We start from the raw sequence: 14584 nt of genomic DNA on the forward strand, positions 1-14584 counted from the left end.
ATATGTCAGGATATGTCAAGTCATTCTATTGGATTCATGGGGTGTGTGGACTTATTGGGGTAATGACCGGGGCGGGCAGGATATTCCCCTGCCCCCCTAACTTGTAGAGTCTGCCTCCGTCAGCCCCGCTTCGCAGGTCTGCTACGGCAGGGAATTCCAAAGACGGGGGTCAGGGGAATATCCCGCCCGTCCCTGCCGTTGTCACAGTAGCGACATCATAACCTATCAGGCGGACGATTGCAGCGCCCCTTCCAACGAAAGAGCATCCACCTTGGTAACCACCACCGAGACACGCCGAGTCCAAGTCCCCCCACCCTTTTGTGGGGCTATGGTGGCTATAATATCTGCAACTGAGATAAGGCAGGGGCGGGTGGGCGATTCCCCTGCTCCCGTCTCTGGAATTCCTCCCCGTAGCAGACCCGCAGGGGCTGACGGAGGGGAATTCTACAGGTTAGGGAGCAGGGGAATTGCCCACCCGCCCCGATCATTACCCCAATCCGCCGTCCATCATAGGCTACATCCCAATAGTCTCAGCCAGAACCCCCTGCTTCTTGAGGTTCTGTATATATAGAGCGTAGTTTTGGTCCTCCACGGCGATATGGGAAAGTATCCAGTCTTTGAGAAACCGGACAAAGGTGTTGGGGACAAATTTTTTTCCGTCCTCAAAATTTTGGGCATCCTCCAGGACCTGTTTGACAAAACTTTCATGCCATTTTTTATGGTTCCCTATATCAGGGTATTTGATATTTTCCAGGAGCTTTTCCTCTGCGGCAAAATGGTACTTTACATAGTCCACCGTGGCCTTTATGGTGGTCGTAAAATATGCCCGGGCAGCCTCATCACTTGCCAGGCAGCTCTTGTAAAGCTCATTGGTCAGTCTGATAAGCTCTTTATGCTGATCATCCATGAGCTGAATCCCTACCGAATAACGGTCTTCCCATTTAACTAGGTCTTCGCTTTCCATAACAGATCCTTTTCATTCGAAGTATACTACAAAAAATATAAAAAGAATAGTATTTTATCAAAGAATGGAATCACTGGGTAAAAAGGTGAAATTAGGAATCAAAAATGTGATTTTAAAGGTATTTTCCCTGGATGAAAGTGAATTTTGGATGTTTTTTAATTTTTCGTTCTTTATTTTTCAAAATTACTTGTATATTTTGCGAAAAACCGCGTATTATTGAGACCGGAGGCGGGTATGAAAAAACAGGCGCGATTGGTCTTGGAGGACGGGTCGGAATTTGCGGGGTGGTCCTTCGGGAAAGGGCGTTCCCAGGCGGGGGAAGTGGTCTTTACCACCGGCATGACCGGCTACCCCCAGTCATTGACGGACCCCAGCTTCCGGGGGCAGATACTGGTGGCCACCTATCCCCTGATGGGAAACTACGGGGTCCCGGTGAAGCCCAAAACTGCCGAGCCTTTTTACGACGAACTGGGCATACCCACCCATTTTGAATCCTCCATGGTCCAAGTCTCGGGCTTTGTGGTGGCCGAGGCCTGCGAGGAACCCAGCCATTTTGCTTCCGGCGCCTCCCTTTCGGTCTGGCTGGAAAAAAACAATGTGCCGGGCATTTACGGCATCGACACCCGCTCCCTCACCGAGCGGCTCCGGGAACACGGAGTCATGCAGGGGAAGATCCTGGTGGAAGGGACCCGGGACGTGACCATGGACTCCGGGATCATTGCCCACCCGGTAGCGGAAGTTTCCCCCCGGGAAATCAGGCGATACCGCCCAGCAGGAATCCCCCAAGGGGAAAAACTCCCCCGGATCGCCCTGGTAGACTGCGGGGCCAAGGCGAATATACTCCGCTGTTTCCTTGCCCGAAAAGTAGAACTTATCTGCCTGCCCTGGGACACAGATCTAAAAGACATCGAATACGACGGCCTCTTCCTCTCCAACGGACCCGGGGACCCCAAGGCGTGCAATAAAACTATCGCCACCCTCCGCCGGGCCTTTGACCAGAGCAAGCCCATCTTCGGCATCTGCCTGGGCAACCAGATCATGGCCCTAGCCGCCGGGGCCGACACCTACAAACTCCCCTACGGCCACCGGGGCCAGAACCAGCCCTGCATCGACACAGAAACTAACCGCTGTTACATCACCAGCCAGAACCACGGCTATGCGGTCCGTGGAGAAACCCTCCCCAAGGGCTGGGAACCCTGGTTCATCAACGCCAATGACAATACCATTGAAGGGATACGATCCACGGGACACCCCTTCTCAGCAGTACAGTTCCACCCCGAAGGCTGCCCTGGGCCCCGGGACACGGAGTACCTCATCGACCGCTTCCTGGAACAGGTGAAGGAAAGAATATGAACAAGTCAATAAAAGACACGATAAAAAAAGTCCTGGTCCTTGGTTCCGGGGGCTTGAAGATAGGCCAAGCCGGGGAGTTTGATTACTCCGGGTCCCAGGCCCTCAAGGCACTGCGGGAAGAGGGCATTAAAACTGTTCTTATCAACCCCAATATCGCTACCATCCAGACCAGCGAGGGCATGGCGGATTCCACCTACTTTCTGCCCGTAACTCCCGAGTATGTCAGGCAGGTGATCGAAAAGGAAAAGCCCAACGGCCTCCTCCTCTCCTTTGGGGGACAGACCGCCCTGAACTGCGGGGTTGAGCTGGACCGGGACGGGACCCTGTATAAGTACGGGGTCAAGGTGCTGGGCACGCCGGTTAAGGCTATCGAAGATACCGAGGACCGGGAGCTGTTCGTAAACCGGCTCAATGAGATCGGGGCGCTGACACCCCGCAGTATCGCTGCTACAAACACTGATGCTGCGGCAGCGGCGGCTGAAAAGATAGGCTACCCCGTGATGGTCCGTATCGCCTATGCCCTGGGAGGGGCCGGTTCGGGGATCTGCCGCAATGAAGGAGACATACGCCGCCGCTGCGACCGGGCCTTTGCCCATACAACCCAGGTGCTGGTGGAGGAATGGCTGGGGGGCTGGAAGGAAATTGAGTACGAAGTGGTGCGGGACAGGTTTGATAACTGTATCACCGTTTGTAATATGGAAAATTTTGACCCCCTGGGCATACATACCGGAGAGAGTATCGTTATTGCCCCTTCACAAACACTCACCGATTCTGAGTACCACAAACTCAGGCGTATTGCCATTGAGGTGATCCGCCACCTGGGCATCGTGGGGGAATGTAATGTCCAGTACGCCCTGGACCCGGAATCGGAAGACTACCGCATCATCGAAGTGAACGCCCGGCTTTCCCGAAGTTCCGCCCTGGCTTCCAAGGCCACAGGCTACCCCTTAGCTTTTGTGGCGGCAAAACTCGCCCTGGGCTATTCCCTGGTGGATATAGAAAACCGCATTACCAGGGTTACCAAATCCTGCTTTGAACCCGCCCTGGACTACTGCGTAGTAAAGGTACCCCGCTGGGACCTGAGCAAGTTTAAAAATGTAGACCTCCGCATCGGTTCTGAGATGAAGTCCGTAGGGGAGGTGATGTCCATAGGCCGCAGTTTTGAAGAAGCCCTGCAAAAGGCCCTGCGTATGACCGGCATCGGGGCGCCCGGGCTTTCCGCCGATGACGCCCTCTGCGGCGGGGGTCTCAGCAATATCCGGGACGCCCTGGTCAAGCCCACGGACCGGCGCATCTTCATCATTTACCGGGCCTTACTGGACGGCTGGACCGTGGAACGGATCCACAGGCTTACTAAAATTGACAAGTGGTTCCTCTACAAAATCGCCAATGCTTTGAATACGGAGAAGGAACTGCGGGAAGCAGGGAAACTGGATAAAGAAGCGGGCAGTAAAGGTGCGTCCCTGAACCGGAACCTCCTTGCCCGGGCCAAAGGCCTCGGGTTTTCAGATTTCAGGATCGGTGAATTTCTCGGGCTATCGGAAATGCAGATCCGGACCATACGGGAAGGATTTAGGATACGGCCCCAGATTAAACAGATCGACACCTTAGCTGCGGAATACCCCGCAAAAACCAACTACCTGTACATGAGCTACGGCAGTTCGGCTCCGGGAAGCGGGGCCAGTGATGATGTGGCGCCTTCAGGGCGGGGGGTGATGGTCCTGGGTTCAGGGGCTTACCGGATCGGGAGCAGCGTTGAATTTGACTGGTGCTGCGTCAACGCCGTGGAGACCGCACGAAAACTGGGGCGCTATTCCATCATGGTGAACTGCAATCCTGAAACTGTGTCCACAGATTACGATATGTGCGACCGGCTCTACTTTGAAGAACTTACCCTAGAACGGGTGCTGGATATCTATGAACGGGAACGGCCCGAGGGAGTAATACTCTCCATGGGCGGCCAGATACCCAACAACCTTGCTACCAAGCTCTACGATTCCGGGGTGCTGATCTACGGCACCACTCCTGCATCAATAGATATGGCGGAGGACCGGAACAAATTTTCCGCCCTCCTGGACAAACTGGGTATTGAGCAGCCCGAATGGAAGGAACTCACCGATCTCCCATCAGCTAAAGCCTTTGCCGCACAGGTAGGCTATCCGGTGCTTATCCGGCCCAGTTATGTGCTCTCCGGCGCCGCCATGAACGTGGCCTGGAGCGACGAAACCTTGGAAGAATTCCTGGGCCTTGCAGCGGATGTGTCGGCGGAACACCCGGTGGTGATCTCCAAGTTTATCGAAAATTCCAAGGAAATCGAAATCGACGCAGTGGCAAAACGGGGAGAGATACTCTACCACGCCATCACGGAACACGTGGAAAATGCAGGGATCCATTCCGGGGACGCCACAGTAGTACTGCCCGCACAACGGCTCTACCTCCAGACGGTCCGGAAGATCCGCAAGATCAGCTCCGAGATTGCCCGGGCCCTGGACATCACCGGGCCCTTCAACATCCAGTTCCTGGCCCAGCGCACCCGGGTACGGGTCATCGAATGCAACCTCCGGGCCAGCCGGAGTTTCCCCTTCTGTTCCAAAGTGAGCCGGGTAAACATGATCGATATGGCGGTCCGGGCCATGCTGGACGAGCCTTCAAACACCGACCCTGCTCGGAATACTCCCTCATCCGCCCTGGACCTGGACTGGGTGGGAGTCAAAGCCGCCCAGTTCAGTTTCTCCCGGCTCCACGGCGCAGACCCGGTGAGCGGGGTGGAGATGGCCTCCACCGGGGAAGTGGGCTGCATAGGCACAGAAATGAACGACGCCTTCCTCAAAGCCCTGCTTTCGGTAGGCTACCGTATCCCTAAAAAGCGGATACTCCTTTCCACGGGCCCCCTGGAGGACAAACTGGACTTCCTGGATTCCGCCAAAGCCCTGGTAGCCATGGGCTACGAACTCTACGCATCCCGGGGCACCGCCAAGTTCCTGGCCTCCAACGGGGTTCCCTCCCAGGCCCTGAACTGGCCCCTGGAATCCAAGGAGCCCAATATTGCGGGCTACATCAAGCGCCGGGAACTGGACATGATCATCAACATCCCCAAGAACAACCGGGAAACGGAACTGAAAAACGACTACATCATCCGCCGCATGGCAGTAGACTTCGACATCCCCCTGTTTGCCAACATAAAAATGGCCCGCCAATTCATCGACGCCATAGCCGACTTCCGCACCAAGGGGCTGGAAATCAAAGCATGGGAAGAGTATCGCTAGGATTTAGGGTATCACTAAAAACACTGAATTCCGTTAGGCATTCAGTGTTTCGCTAGAATTGCTATATTCCAGGCTCACACCTGAAGGGAATCAATATAGCGCTGGAGACTCTCTTTGATAAAATGGTGGATTGCCCGTTTGGTTTCCAGGCTCATATTACTGGTGTCAAAGAGGAATACCCATATTGCGTTATTGTTGGGACGGGAACCCAGGCAGGCCAAATCCGCCGTAACCTGTGCGGGCCCCAGTTTTAGCCGGGCCCCCTTCAGTTTGGTATCTTTGGTTATACCCTGGACGCCGTCAGCCGCCACTTTCAGGGCAAAGCCGTCAGAGCTGATATCCAGGAGTTTTCCCTGAACTTGCCCCGCTTCTCCCCGGTATCCCAGGGCGGCGCTCCCCTCTTCAACAATCGCCCGGAAGCTCTTCCGGCGGCCCTTGGCTTCGTTAACCCGAAGGGTTTCGTCCACTATATGAGTGCTATCCTGGAGGCCATGCTTCAGCTGCACATAGCCGCAGGGCACCCCGATTTCCATGAGGTACTTTTCCATCAGGGCCCGGTCGGTATTATAGGAAAAAATACCCAAAGAGACATTGATATCCTGATTACCTTGAATTTCCCGGATATAGGTATCCCATTCCCGTTCTTCCAACTTCTCATCAATATTGATGAACATGATGGATCCGGGGAACCGTTCTATAAGACGACGCGCCCGCAGGTGGTCTCTGAGGACATAAACCTCATATCCACTGATAACCAGTTCGTCAAGCATTTCTTCCTGCATGACGCTATGCGGGTAGAGAAAAAAGACCTTCCGGCCTTCTAAGGGTGCTTCTGTTTTCATTGCTTACAGTATATACCTTTCCTTAATAAATTCTATTATTTTTCATATAAAAATGCAAAATAATACAAAAAACTATTCAGGGTGTTTATAATAATTGATCAGACACCCATCCGCCAGTATATGCCGTTCCGTGTCCGTAAGTGAACCCAGGGATACCCGGATTTCAGATGCGCCGCCGCGGGCTCTGCCACCCGCGGGGGCAAGGTCTGGCTCGGTAGACAATACATAGGCCTTTATGGCATCCGCCTTACCTAGCAGGGCTTCCCGTATACTGGGCAAAAACACAAAATCTCCGGTTTTCAGGGCTGAAGGGTCCTGAACCAGGAAGGGCAGTATGCCCCAGTTGATCAGGTTGGACCGGTAGCGCTTGGTGGCGTATTCCCGGGCGAAGTTGGCCGAGGCCCCCAGTACCCGCTGGCAGGAGGCGGCCTGTTCCCGGGCTGAACCGTCCCCGGGTTTATTGGCGTAAATGGCACTGCCCAGAGCCGCCTGTTCCGGCTTGGCGTCCTCATACCCTAGAATGGATTTTATTCTTTCATAGATTAATACTAAATCCGGGGTAATGTTAGCCTTTTGACGGCCCTGCTCCAGGGCCTGAACCGCCTTTGCTTTGCCCACATATTCCGGGTCCCGCCTGCTCAGAGTAAATTCCGCCAGCCTCAGGGGGTTTGAGCGGTAAGAAGATGTTTCCCCCGAGGGGATAAGTTCGTCCGTGGTGGTCACCGGATCGTCTATATAGCTGACTATCCTGAGCAGCAGATCCTCTGTCAGTTCCGGCAAAGGGGGCCAGTCCTTGATATTCGGGCCTGTGATCAGGGCCTTCTCGGGCGCCGGTTTCCCGCTTCCATCGTAGACCCGCTTGGCGTAGATGCCCCGGTCAAAGAAGTAGCTGGGCTTGGGGTTGTACCCTTCGCCTTCGCCGGCGGCGGTAAGCCTGCCTCCGTTGGCGGCGGTGGCGGCTATGGAACGGGCGTCCATCAGGGCCACCGAGGCAATTTGCCCGTCGGAAGGCTTGGAGCCCTCACGGTTCGGGAAGTTGCGGGTGGTATGTCGTATGGAGAAGCCCCCGTTGGCCGGGGTGTCCCCGGCGCCGAAACAGGGGCCGCAGAAGGCTGAGCGGACTATGGCCCCGGCGGCGATCAATTTTCCTATGGCACCGTTCTTCACCAGTTCTGCAAAAACCGGCTGGCTGTCCGGGTATACGCTCAGGGAGAATTCCCGGTTGCCCACGGAAGCGCCTTCAAGGATATCCGCAGCGGCCATGATATTGTTGAAGGTGCCCCCGGAACAGCCGGCGATGATACCCTGGTCAACAAATATTTCGCCTCCCCGCAGTTTTTCCCGCAGCTTTACTGAGAGGCCCGGCACGCCGATAGCCTTATTCGCCTCTTCCTCGGTTTTGGCGAGTATATCTGCGGCGTTCTCCTTAAGTTCCCGGATGGTAAACACCTTTGAAGGATGGAAGGGCATGGCAATGGAAGGCTCAATTGTTGAAAGGTCTACCAGGATAACCCCGTCATAATAGGAGCCCTCTGAGGGAGACAGTTCCCGGTAGTCCTCTCCCCTTCCGTGTGTTTCCAGGTACTCCCGCACCTTGCCGTCGGTTTTCCAGATCGACGACCAGCAGGTAGTTTCAGTGCTCATCACGTCAATGCCGTTCCGGAAATCCACCGGCAAGTTTGCAATGCCGTCGCCGATAAATTCCATCACCTTGTTTTTTACGAAGCCCTTTTCAAATACTGCGGCAATAATTGCCAGGGAAACATCATGGGGCCCCACGCCGTTCCGGGGACTCCCGGTAAGGTATACCGCCACCACTTCCGGGCGGGCCATGTCGTAGGTCCTGCCCACCAGCTGCTTGGCAAGCTCGCCGCCCCCTTCGCCCACCGCCATGGTTCCCAGGGCGCCGTAGCGGGTGTGGCTGTCTGAGCCAAGGATCATCTTTCCGCAGCCTGCCATCATTTCCCGGTTATAGGAATGGATCACCGCCAGGTGGGGGGGCACATAGATACCGCCGTATTTTTCCGCTGCCGAAAGGGCAAACACATGGTCGTCCTCGTTGATGGTGCCCCCCACAGCGCAGAGGGTGTTGTGGCAGTTGGTAAGCACATAGGGAACAGGAAAACTGTCCATGCCGCTTGCCCGGGCAGTTTGTATGATCCCCACATAGGTAATATCATGGGAAGTCATGGAATCAAATTTGAGCTTAAAATTCTGCTCATCACCACTGTTGTGGGCCGACAGTATGGCCCAGGACATGGTCTTCTTCCGGCCATCATCAGGAGAAACTACTCTGCCAAGGCGCTTCAATTCTGCCACACCCTTTTCATCATCAGGGATCAGCTTTCCATTGATTAAAAACGCGCCACCCTTGAAAATTTCCACCATACCCTTTTACCTCCAAAAAACGTGGAGAAAATTGCTAGCAATTTTCTCCACGGAGGTTTAAAAATCCCATCGGGATTTTTAAACCTCCCTAATACTTTCGCAGCAATTCTATCGGGGGAATGGCCCCAGCCCGCCGGGCGGGAATCCAGGAAGCCAACATGGACGCCAGGATGGTGCCTATACCGATATTGAAAATCGAAGACCAGTCCATAACCAGGGGAATATTCTCCAGATAATAGCCCGGGTCCAGAATCTTCACTTCTCCGCCACGGAAAAGGGAGGAGAAAAAACCCAGTATCTTCTCAAGGCCATGTATGATGGGGTTGATGCAGGATCCTATTCCCAGTCCCAAAGCTATGCCTATAACAGCCCCGGTAAGGCCCGTCAGGAAGGCGCACCAGATAAAGATCCGGCGTATACCACCCGGACTGGTCCCAAAGGCCTTCAGCACCGCGATATCCCGCTGCCGTTCTATGGCCAGCATAGATGTGGCTGAAGACACGTTTACTGCCGCCACTATTACTATCAGGGCCATGATAAACAAGAGAAGCTGCCTGGTGGATTCATAGGAACTGTATTGAGAAAGCTGAAGTTCCTTCCAGGTATAAATTCCGTAGCCCATACCCAATTTATTGTAGAGTCCGTATGCCATAGCATCCGCCCCTTTATAAGGATCATCGATCTTAAGCATCAGGTAGGAGGAGGATAAGTCTGCTGAAAGTATACGCAGCCCCGACTCATAGTTCATGATACACCAGAGTGAATCAAGCTCCCGGTACCCGGAAGAAACAATACCCCTGATGGTGAATGGGAAAAGCCGGGGTATACTTCTGCCATCATCGGCTATACGCAGGGTCATGATTCGCAGAGTATCTCCCACTTCTGCCCCCAGGTTCTCTGCCAGGGCTTCCCCGAGCAGCACATCATTGGGTCCCTCGAGGCTTGCGCTTCCCGACAGGGTTTTCAGGAAACGCCGGCTCCCGGGATCTTCCCAAAAGGAACTGTCTGTGGCCCTGATGGTGGCACCGACCCTGCCTTTTTTACCTACCAGCACCCCCAGACCCTGGCGCTCCCGCCAGACCCCCCGAAGCCCCGGGGTATCAGGGGGAACAGGTATATTCTCAATACCCTGGTCCAGGAAGTCGAAAATCTGTATATGCCCGGTCCCCAATTCCAGGTAACGGTCGGTGATGCCCCGGATCATCCCGTCTGCCACCATAAGGGTAACAATGATGGGGATCAAGCCCAGGGCAATACCTCCGGCGGCGCCACGGAGATAGCGGCCCCCTTCTTTGGCCCGGCCCAGAAGGTAGCGCAGGGCAATGAAAAAGAGAGGACCCGCCTTCAATTCACAACTCCATCTTGAGGAAAATCGGCCGACTGGGGTCCGCTTAGTAATACTCCCGCCGCCAGGGTATAGTGGGTTTTCGCCCGGTCCGCCACCTGCATATCGTGGGTGACCACCAGGAGGGTCTTACCCCATTTCTCGGCCCCCGAGTAGAGCAGTTCCGCCACCAGGGCGCTGTTCCGGGAATCCAGGTTTCCTGTGGGCTCGTCAGCCAGAATCAGGTCCGGATCGTTCATCATGGACCGGGCCACGGCGACCCGCTGCCGCTCCCCACCGGAAAGCTGTGAGGGATAGTGCTCAAGCCTATCCAGGAGCTGCACATCCCCCAGGAGGAGCCTGGCCTTTTCCACAGCGTCCTTCTTTTTCATCCCCGCGATATAGGCAGGGAGCATCACATTTTCCAGAGCGGTAAAATCCTTCAATAAATAGTGAAACTGAAAGATAAATCCGATACGTTTACTGCGGTATGAGCTGAGGGCTGATTCGGAAAGCCCGGCGATATCTGTGTCCCCCACGGTAACAGACCCGGAATCGCTGCGGTCAAGTCCTCCCAAAATATTGAGAAGGGTACTCTTACCGCTGCCGCTTTCACCGGTAACCGCCGCCGAAGTTCCCCGTTTAATATCCAGGCTGATACCCCGGAGTATATGGAGCGTTTCTGCTCCGGATGTATAGTCCTTCACCAAATTCTTAACCGAAACAAGGACCCCAGCATCAGGGGGCGCATCATTATTATTCATACCGCAGTACCTCCGCAGGCCTTGTCCGGGAGACCCTGCCCGAGGCAAACCAGGCCGACAAAAGGGCGGACAGGAAGCCGAATAGAAAAATAATCAACACCTCATGGGGGATGGGCCGTGATGGTATCGCCTTAATATAAAAAATTGTTGGAGAAAAAATGGCAAACCCTTCCCCTGCAACTCCTCCCCCGCCCATGAAGGCCGAGGAAATAAGGTTCAGTATACTGATAAAGAAATTCACCGTACCCTCCAGAATGGTAAAAAATGTTTGAATGTTAAAGGATATGAGCAATCCCAGGATCATACCACCACCGGCGCCAAGCCCTCCGATGATGAAACCGTCCCAGACGAATACCAGGCGAACCGCCATATCCGAAGCTCCCATAGCCCGGAGCAGCCCAATCTCTTCCCGCCGTTCAAGAACACTGCGCCGCTGGGCCTGAAAAATATTCAGCCCTACCACAATAAAGATAAGCCCCACCAGAAGAAACATGAATAGTTTTTCTGTCCTCAGGGCTCCGAAGAAAGCCCGGTTATAATCCCTCCAGGAGGAAACCTTAAGCCCCTCCTCACCCTGTTCTTCCAACAGTATCCGCAGTTGTTCCACACCTGCGTGATCCTGCCAGCGGTTCTTCAGTTTAATGCCCAGGGACAGATCCGAGGTTCCACCGGAATCTGGGGTAACGCCGTTCAGGATTCCCGCACGGTTTATATTGATAAAGGCCCAGCCCAGATCGTATTCGTAAAAATCGGACCGAAAAATCCCGGTAACAAAAAACCGGGAATTTGCCGCACCCTCCCCTTCTGTACCGAAGAGATCCCCCGCCACGGATACCAGGCTGATCCAGTCCCCCACCCGGGCTTCAAGCCGCCGGGCAAGCTCCGCACCCAGAATTATATTACCCCCATCCTCCAGGTTAAAGGAACCGGCTTCAAGGGCCAGCTTCGATGCCATACCCGGATCCTGCTCCAAGGCATCCGGCCCCAGGCCCCGGGTTACCACCCCGCGCTGGCCAGGATGGTTCCCCCGGGCCAAGCCCTGAACATCCCGGAAAGGCACCGCTGATTTGATGGCTGGAAGCTCTATGATCTTTACCAGCAGTTCCTCTCCCCGCTCGCCTGAAGGGAATGATTCTATCCGCAGATGGTAGGAGGATATTTCCAAAATACTTTCGATAAATCCCAGTTGAAACCCGTTCATTACCGAGATGATCACCGTTAAAGCCAGTACCCCGGTGGCTATGCCAATTATACCCAGCACCGGTGCGGGGGAAGAACGGTTCCGGCGGCGGCCACGGAAATAACGGACCGCCACAAAGCCTATCCAGCGCTGAAAAGCCATTATTCACCCTCCCCGGCGGTCGATTCCGGCCTGACCTCTCCGGCTGAAGCCGGGGCCGGAAGCCTTGGGCGGGAAGAAGCCGGGCGGACCCGTTCTTCCAACACCTTACGGCCGTCTTCCCAGAGAGCCCGCAGTATTACTGTTCCATTCATATAAAGTTCCTCCACATCCCGTTCCCCCTCCCGGCGGACGGTTCGTTCCAGAACCCCATTCCTGAAATTCCGCTCAAAAACCCTGTCCCCTTCCTGGTTATAATCGTACTCTATAAGTCGCTCTTCAGCATCGGCGATCCAGAGCACCGATGCAAGCCTGTCTCCGGCCCAGGTATTCCGCACTTCCCCCAGCACTATATCGTTCCCATCCCGCCGGATCTCGCTAATAACCCTGCCCCGTTCATCGGTGGTATAGATGATCCTGTCTCCGGAACTGATAATCACGTCCTCAAAAAATTCAGAGCTGAAGGCCGATCCGGGCTGAACAAATTCATTTTCCCCGCCGACCCCGAGGATGAGCTGGGGAAATTTAAGGAGCACCGGCGCCCGCTCGTCCGCGAGGAATTCTCCGGCAGAATCCGGCTCCGGAAGTACCGGCGGAGTCCGGTGAAAACGCCGCTCCACCCCTCTCAGTGCATAGGAACGGGTATACCGATAATAATCGGTCCAAAGATCCTCAGTGCCGTCCCCGTCTCCCCCGCCGGATGCAACAGGTGGAGTTACCGACACGGGAACCGGAACAGCTTCTATGTCGGAATCAACCAACCCAAGAACTTGCTTCGCAAGGGAGGCAGAGCGGCCGGGGTATGGTTGTTCTTTAGAGGTATTAGACTCGGGTACAGACCCTCGCTGCGAATCAAGGGCCGGCCCCGATGCGGCTGACATCGGGACGGTTGATGCCGCATCGGAGCTTTCATCAGCCGGAAGATCTTCCACTTCAACTATTGGCGGGGTCGGGGTAAAAAGGGAGGTCACCGCCCGGATCAGGAAGCTATTGTTGTAAAAATAGCGGATGATAAATTCCGAGCCGTCCCGGTCTAACTGACGGGCTTCCGTGATAAGCCCTTGGGCGTCGAAGATCTCTATAAACCCCGATTTATCCTCATTCAGGACAGCAACCATCCTGGTTGCATTCTTTTCATCCCTGAATGACCATTGGCGGCGGGACAGCTCTCCCTCCTCATAGAGGGACCTGAGCTCCACCCGGAAGGGAGCCTCCACCTCTTCGTCCTCCGGATCCTGATACCGGTTAGTTGTATTGTAATACTGGAGCAACCTGAAGGGCACATCCATGAGGGAAGCGTTTTCTACCGAAAGGGCGTATTTACTCCGCAGGGCAAGCCGGGAAAAAGCAGGCTCCAATGCCATGCCCCCGGAGTTGGAAATATACCAGTCCTCTGCAAAGGCAAGAGAAGCGGCCATTCCAAAGGCCAAACAAAAAAAATGTTTTTTTAATATATCCGGTTTATTCAATGCCGATAAATTCCTTTGTATATTCCCGGGGATCAAAGGGCTTGATATCCCCGTAAGATTCCCCGTTACAGACAAAAATCACGGGCAGGGAGAGTTCCGCAGACAGGGAAAAGGCAGCGCCCCCCCGGGCACTGGAATCGAATTTGGTAAGGATAACCCCGTCCAGGGGCACCGCCTGGTGAAAGGTTTCCGCCTGGGCCAGGGCGTTTCTCCCGGTGGTGGCGTCCAGGACCAGATACCGTATATAGACAGAGCCGGGAGCCCTGGATTCCACTACCCGGTCGATCTTCTTCAGCTCCTCTACCAAAGCAGTTTTGGTGTGCATACGCCCTGCGGTATCGGCAATGATCAGATCCCCACCTCCTGCCCGGGCTGCCTCTATGGCATCGTAGACTACCGCCGCAGGATCACCCCCGTGCTTGTGGGCCACCACCCGCACCCCCAGGCGCTCTCCGTGTATCTTCAGCTGATCGATAGCCGCCGCCCGGAAGGTATCTGCTGCCGCCAGGATGGGTCTTTTGTTATACTGCCGCCTGTAAAGATCCGACAGTTTTGCTGCGGTGGTGGTTTTTCCCACTCCATTCACCCCCAGAAGGAGTATCACCGTGAGCGCCGAATCCGGGGGGACAAATGTCGGGGCGGGACAGAGGCCGGCTTCCAGCAGGACCGCAAGCCTTTGACGCACCCCATCATTTTCTGAGATTTTCTCTTTTTTGCACACTGAGCGGAGCTCATCCACAGTTTTAAAAGCCTGAGCAGCGCCAAAATCCCCTTCTACCAGAAGATCCGCCAAATCGTCAAAAAACTCATCCGAAACCTGAGTTCTCAGACCGAAAAAATTTTTTATCCGTTCAGCAAAACCAGAAGTGCCCATG

At 54.8% G+C, this 14584-nt stretch carries 10 protein-coding genes; 2 read left to right on the top strand and 8 right to left on the bottom strand.

What is annotated here, in order from left to right:
* Positions 1-514 precede the first annotated feature (514 nt).
* Positions 515-964 carry a bacteriohemerythrin gene (locus tag TREPR_RS10825; RefSeq protein WP_015708353.1) on the bottom strand — a complete coding sequence of 150 codons (450 nt, stop codon included), beginning with the start codon at positions 962-964 and terminating at the stop codon, positions 515-517.
* Between the two features lie 234 nt (positions 965-1198).
* On the opposite strand from TREPR_RS10825, the gene carA reads away from it, so the two are divergent.
* Both carA and carB read left to right on the top strand, forming a co-directional pair.
* Positions 1199-2317, top strand: a complete 1119-nt coding sequence (gene carA / locus TREPR_RS10830; protein WP_041611147.1) for a glutamine-hydrolyzing carbamoyl-phosphate synthase small subunit — start codon at positions 1199-1201, stop codon at positions 2315-2317.
* The gene (gene carB, locus TREPR_RS10835) at positions 2314-5583 is read left to right on the top strand and encodes a carbamoyl-phosphate synthase (glutamine-hydrolyzing) large subunit (protein WP_015708354.1); all 3270 of its coding nucleotides are present in this window, start codon (positions 2314-2316) and stop codon (positions 5581-5583) included. The genes carA and carB overlap by 4 nt, the downstream gene beginning before the upstream one ends.
* A 74-nt stretch (positions 5584-5657) precedes the next feature.
* Here the strand turns inward: carB and TREPR_RS10840 are convergent, their stop codons facing one another.
* From TREPR_RS10840 to ftsY, 7 genes are all read right to left on the bottom strand, one after another.
* Complete coding sequence (locus TREPR_RS10840; protein ID WP_041611148.1) at positions 5658-6425, bottom strand: hypothetical protein; 768 nt, start codon at positions 6423-6425, stop codon at positions 5658-5660.
* Between the two features lie 72 nt (positions 6426-6497).
* Complete coding sequence (locus TREPR_RS10845; protein WP_015708355.1) at positions 6498-8813, bottom strand: hydratase; 2316 nt, start codon at positions 8811-8813, stop codon at positions 6498-6500.
* Positions 8814-8901: 88 nt separating this feature from the next.
* The gene (locus TREPR_RS10850) at positions 8902-10161 is read right to left on the bottom strand and encodes an ABC transporter permease (protein ID WP_015708356.1); all 1260 of its coding nucleotides are present in this window, start codon (positions 10159-10161) and stop codon (positions 8902-8904) included.
* Positions 10158-10901: an ABC transporter ATP-binding protein gene (locus TREPR_RS10855; RefSeq protein ID WP_015708357.1), complete on the bottom strand. Its 744-nt coding sequence runs from the start codon at positions 10899-10901 to the stop codon at positions 10158-10160. Before TREPR_RS10855 ends, TREPR_RS10850 begins: the two co-directional genes overlap by 4 nt.
* Positions 10894-12243: an ABC transporter permease gene (locus tag TREPR_RS10860; RefSeq protein WP_015708358.1), complete on the bottom strand. Its 1350-nt coding sequence runs from the start codon at positions 12241-12243 to the stop codon at positions 10894-10896. Before TREPR_RS10860 ends, TREPR_RS10855 begins: the two co-directional genes overlap by 8 nt.
* Positions 12243-13709: a hypothetical protein gene (locus TREPR_RS10865; RefSeq protein WP_015708359.1), complete on the bottom strand. Its 1467-nt coding sequence runs from the start codon at positions 13707-13709 to the stop codon at positions 12243-12245. The genes TREPR_RS10860 and TREPR_RS10865 overlap by 1 nt, the downstream gene beginning before the upstream one ends.
* Entirely contained in the window at positions 13702-14583 is an 882-nt protein-coding gene (ftsY, locus tag TREPR_RS10870) for a signal recognition particle-docking protein FtsY (protein WP_015708360.1), read from the bottom strand. Before ftsY ends, TREPR_RS10865 begins: the two co-directional genes overlap by 8 nt.
* Between the last annotated feature and the right edge of the window lies 1 nt (position 14584).

Source organism: Treponema primitia ZAS-2 (genome assembly GCF_000214375.1).
GTDB classification, from domain to species: Bacteria; Spirochaetota; Spirochaetia; order Treponematales; family Breznakiellaceae; genus Termitinema; species Termitinema primitia.

What these genes read in the sequence shown, in the direction of transcription:
- TREPR_RS10825 (WP_015708353.1), bottom strand. Translation starts at nt 964, where the DNA reads ATGGAAAGCGAAGACCTAGTTAAATGGGAAGACCGTTATTCGGTAGGG.
- TREPR_RS10855 (WP_015708357.1), bottom strand. Translation starts at nt 10,901, where the DNA reads ATGAATAATAATGATGCGCCCCCTGATGCTGGGGTCCTTGTTTCGGTT.
- carA (WP_041611147.1), top strand. Translation starts at nt 1,199, where the DNA reads ATGAAAAAACAGGCGCGATTGGTCTTGGAGGACGGGTCGGAATTTGCG.
- TREPR_RS10840 (WP_041611148.1), bottom strand. Translation starts at nt 6,425, where the DNA reads ATGAAAACAGAAGCACCCTTAGAAGGCCGGAAGGTCTTTTTTCTCTAC.
- TREPR_RS10860 (WP_015708358.1), bottom strand. Translation starts at nt 12,243, where the DNA reads ATGGCTTTTCAGCGCTGGATAGGCTTTGTGGCGGTCCGTTATTTCCGT.
- carB (WP_015708354.1), top strand. Translation starts at nt 2,314, where the DNA reads ATGAACAAGTCAATAAAAGACACGATAAAAAAAGTCCTGGTCCTTGGT.
- ftsY (WP_015708360.1), bottom strand. Translation starts at nt 14,583, where the DNA reads ATGGGCACTTCTGGTTTTGCTGAACGGATAAAAAATTTTTTCGGTCTG.
- TREPR_RS10845 (WP_015708355.1), bottom strand. Translation starts at nt 8,813, where the DNA reads ATGGTGGAAATTTTCAAGGGTGGCGCGTTTTTAATCAATGGAAAGCTG.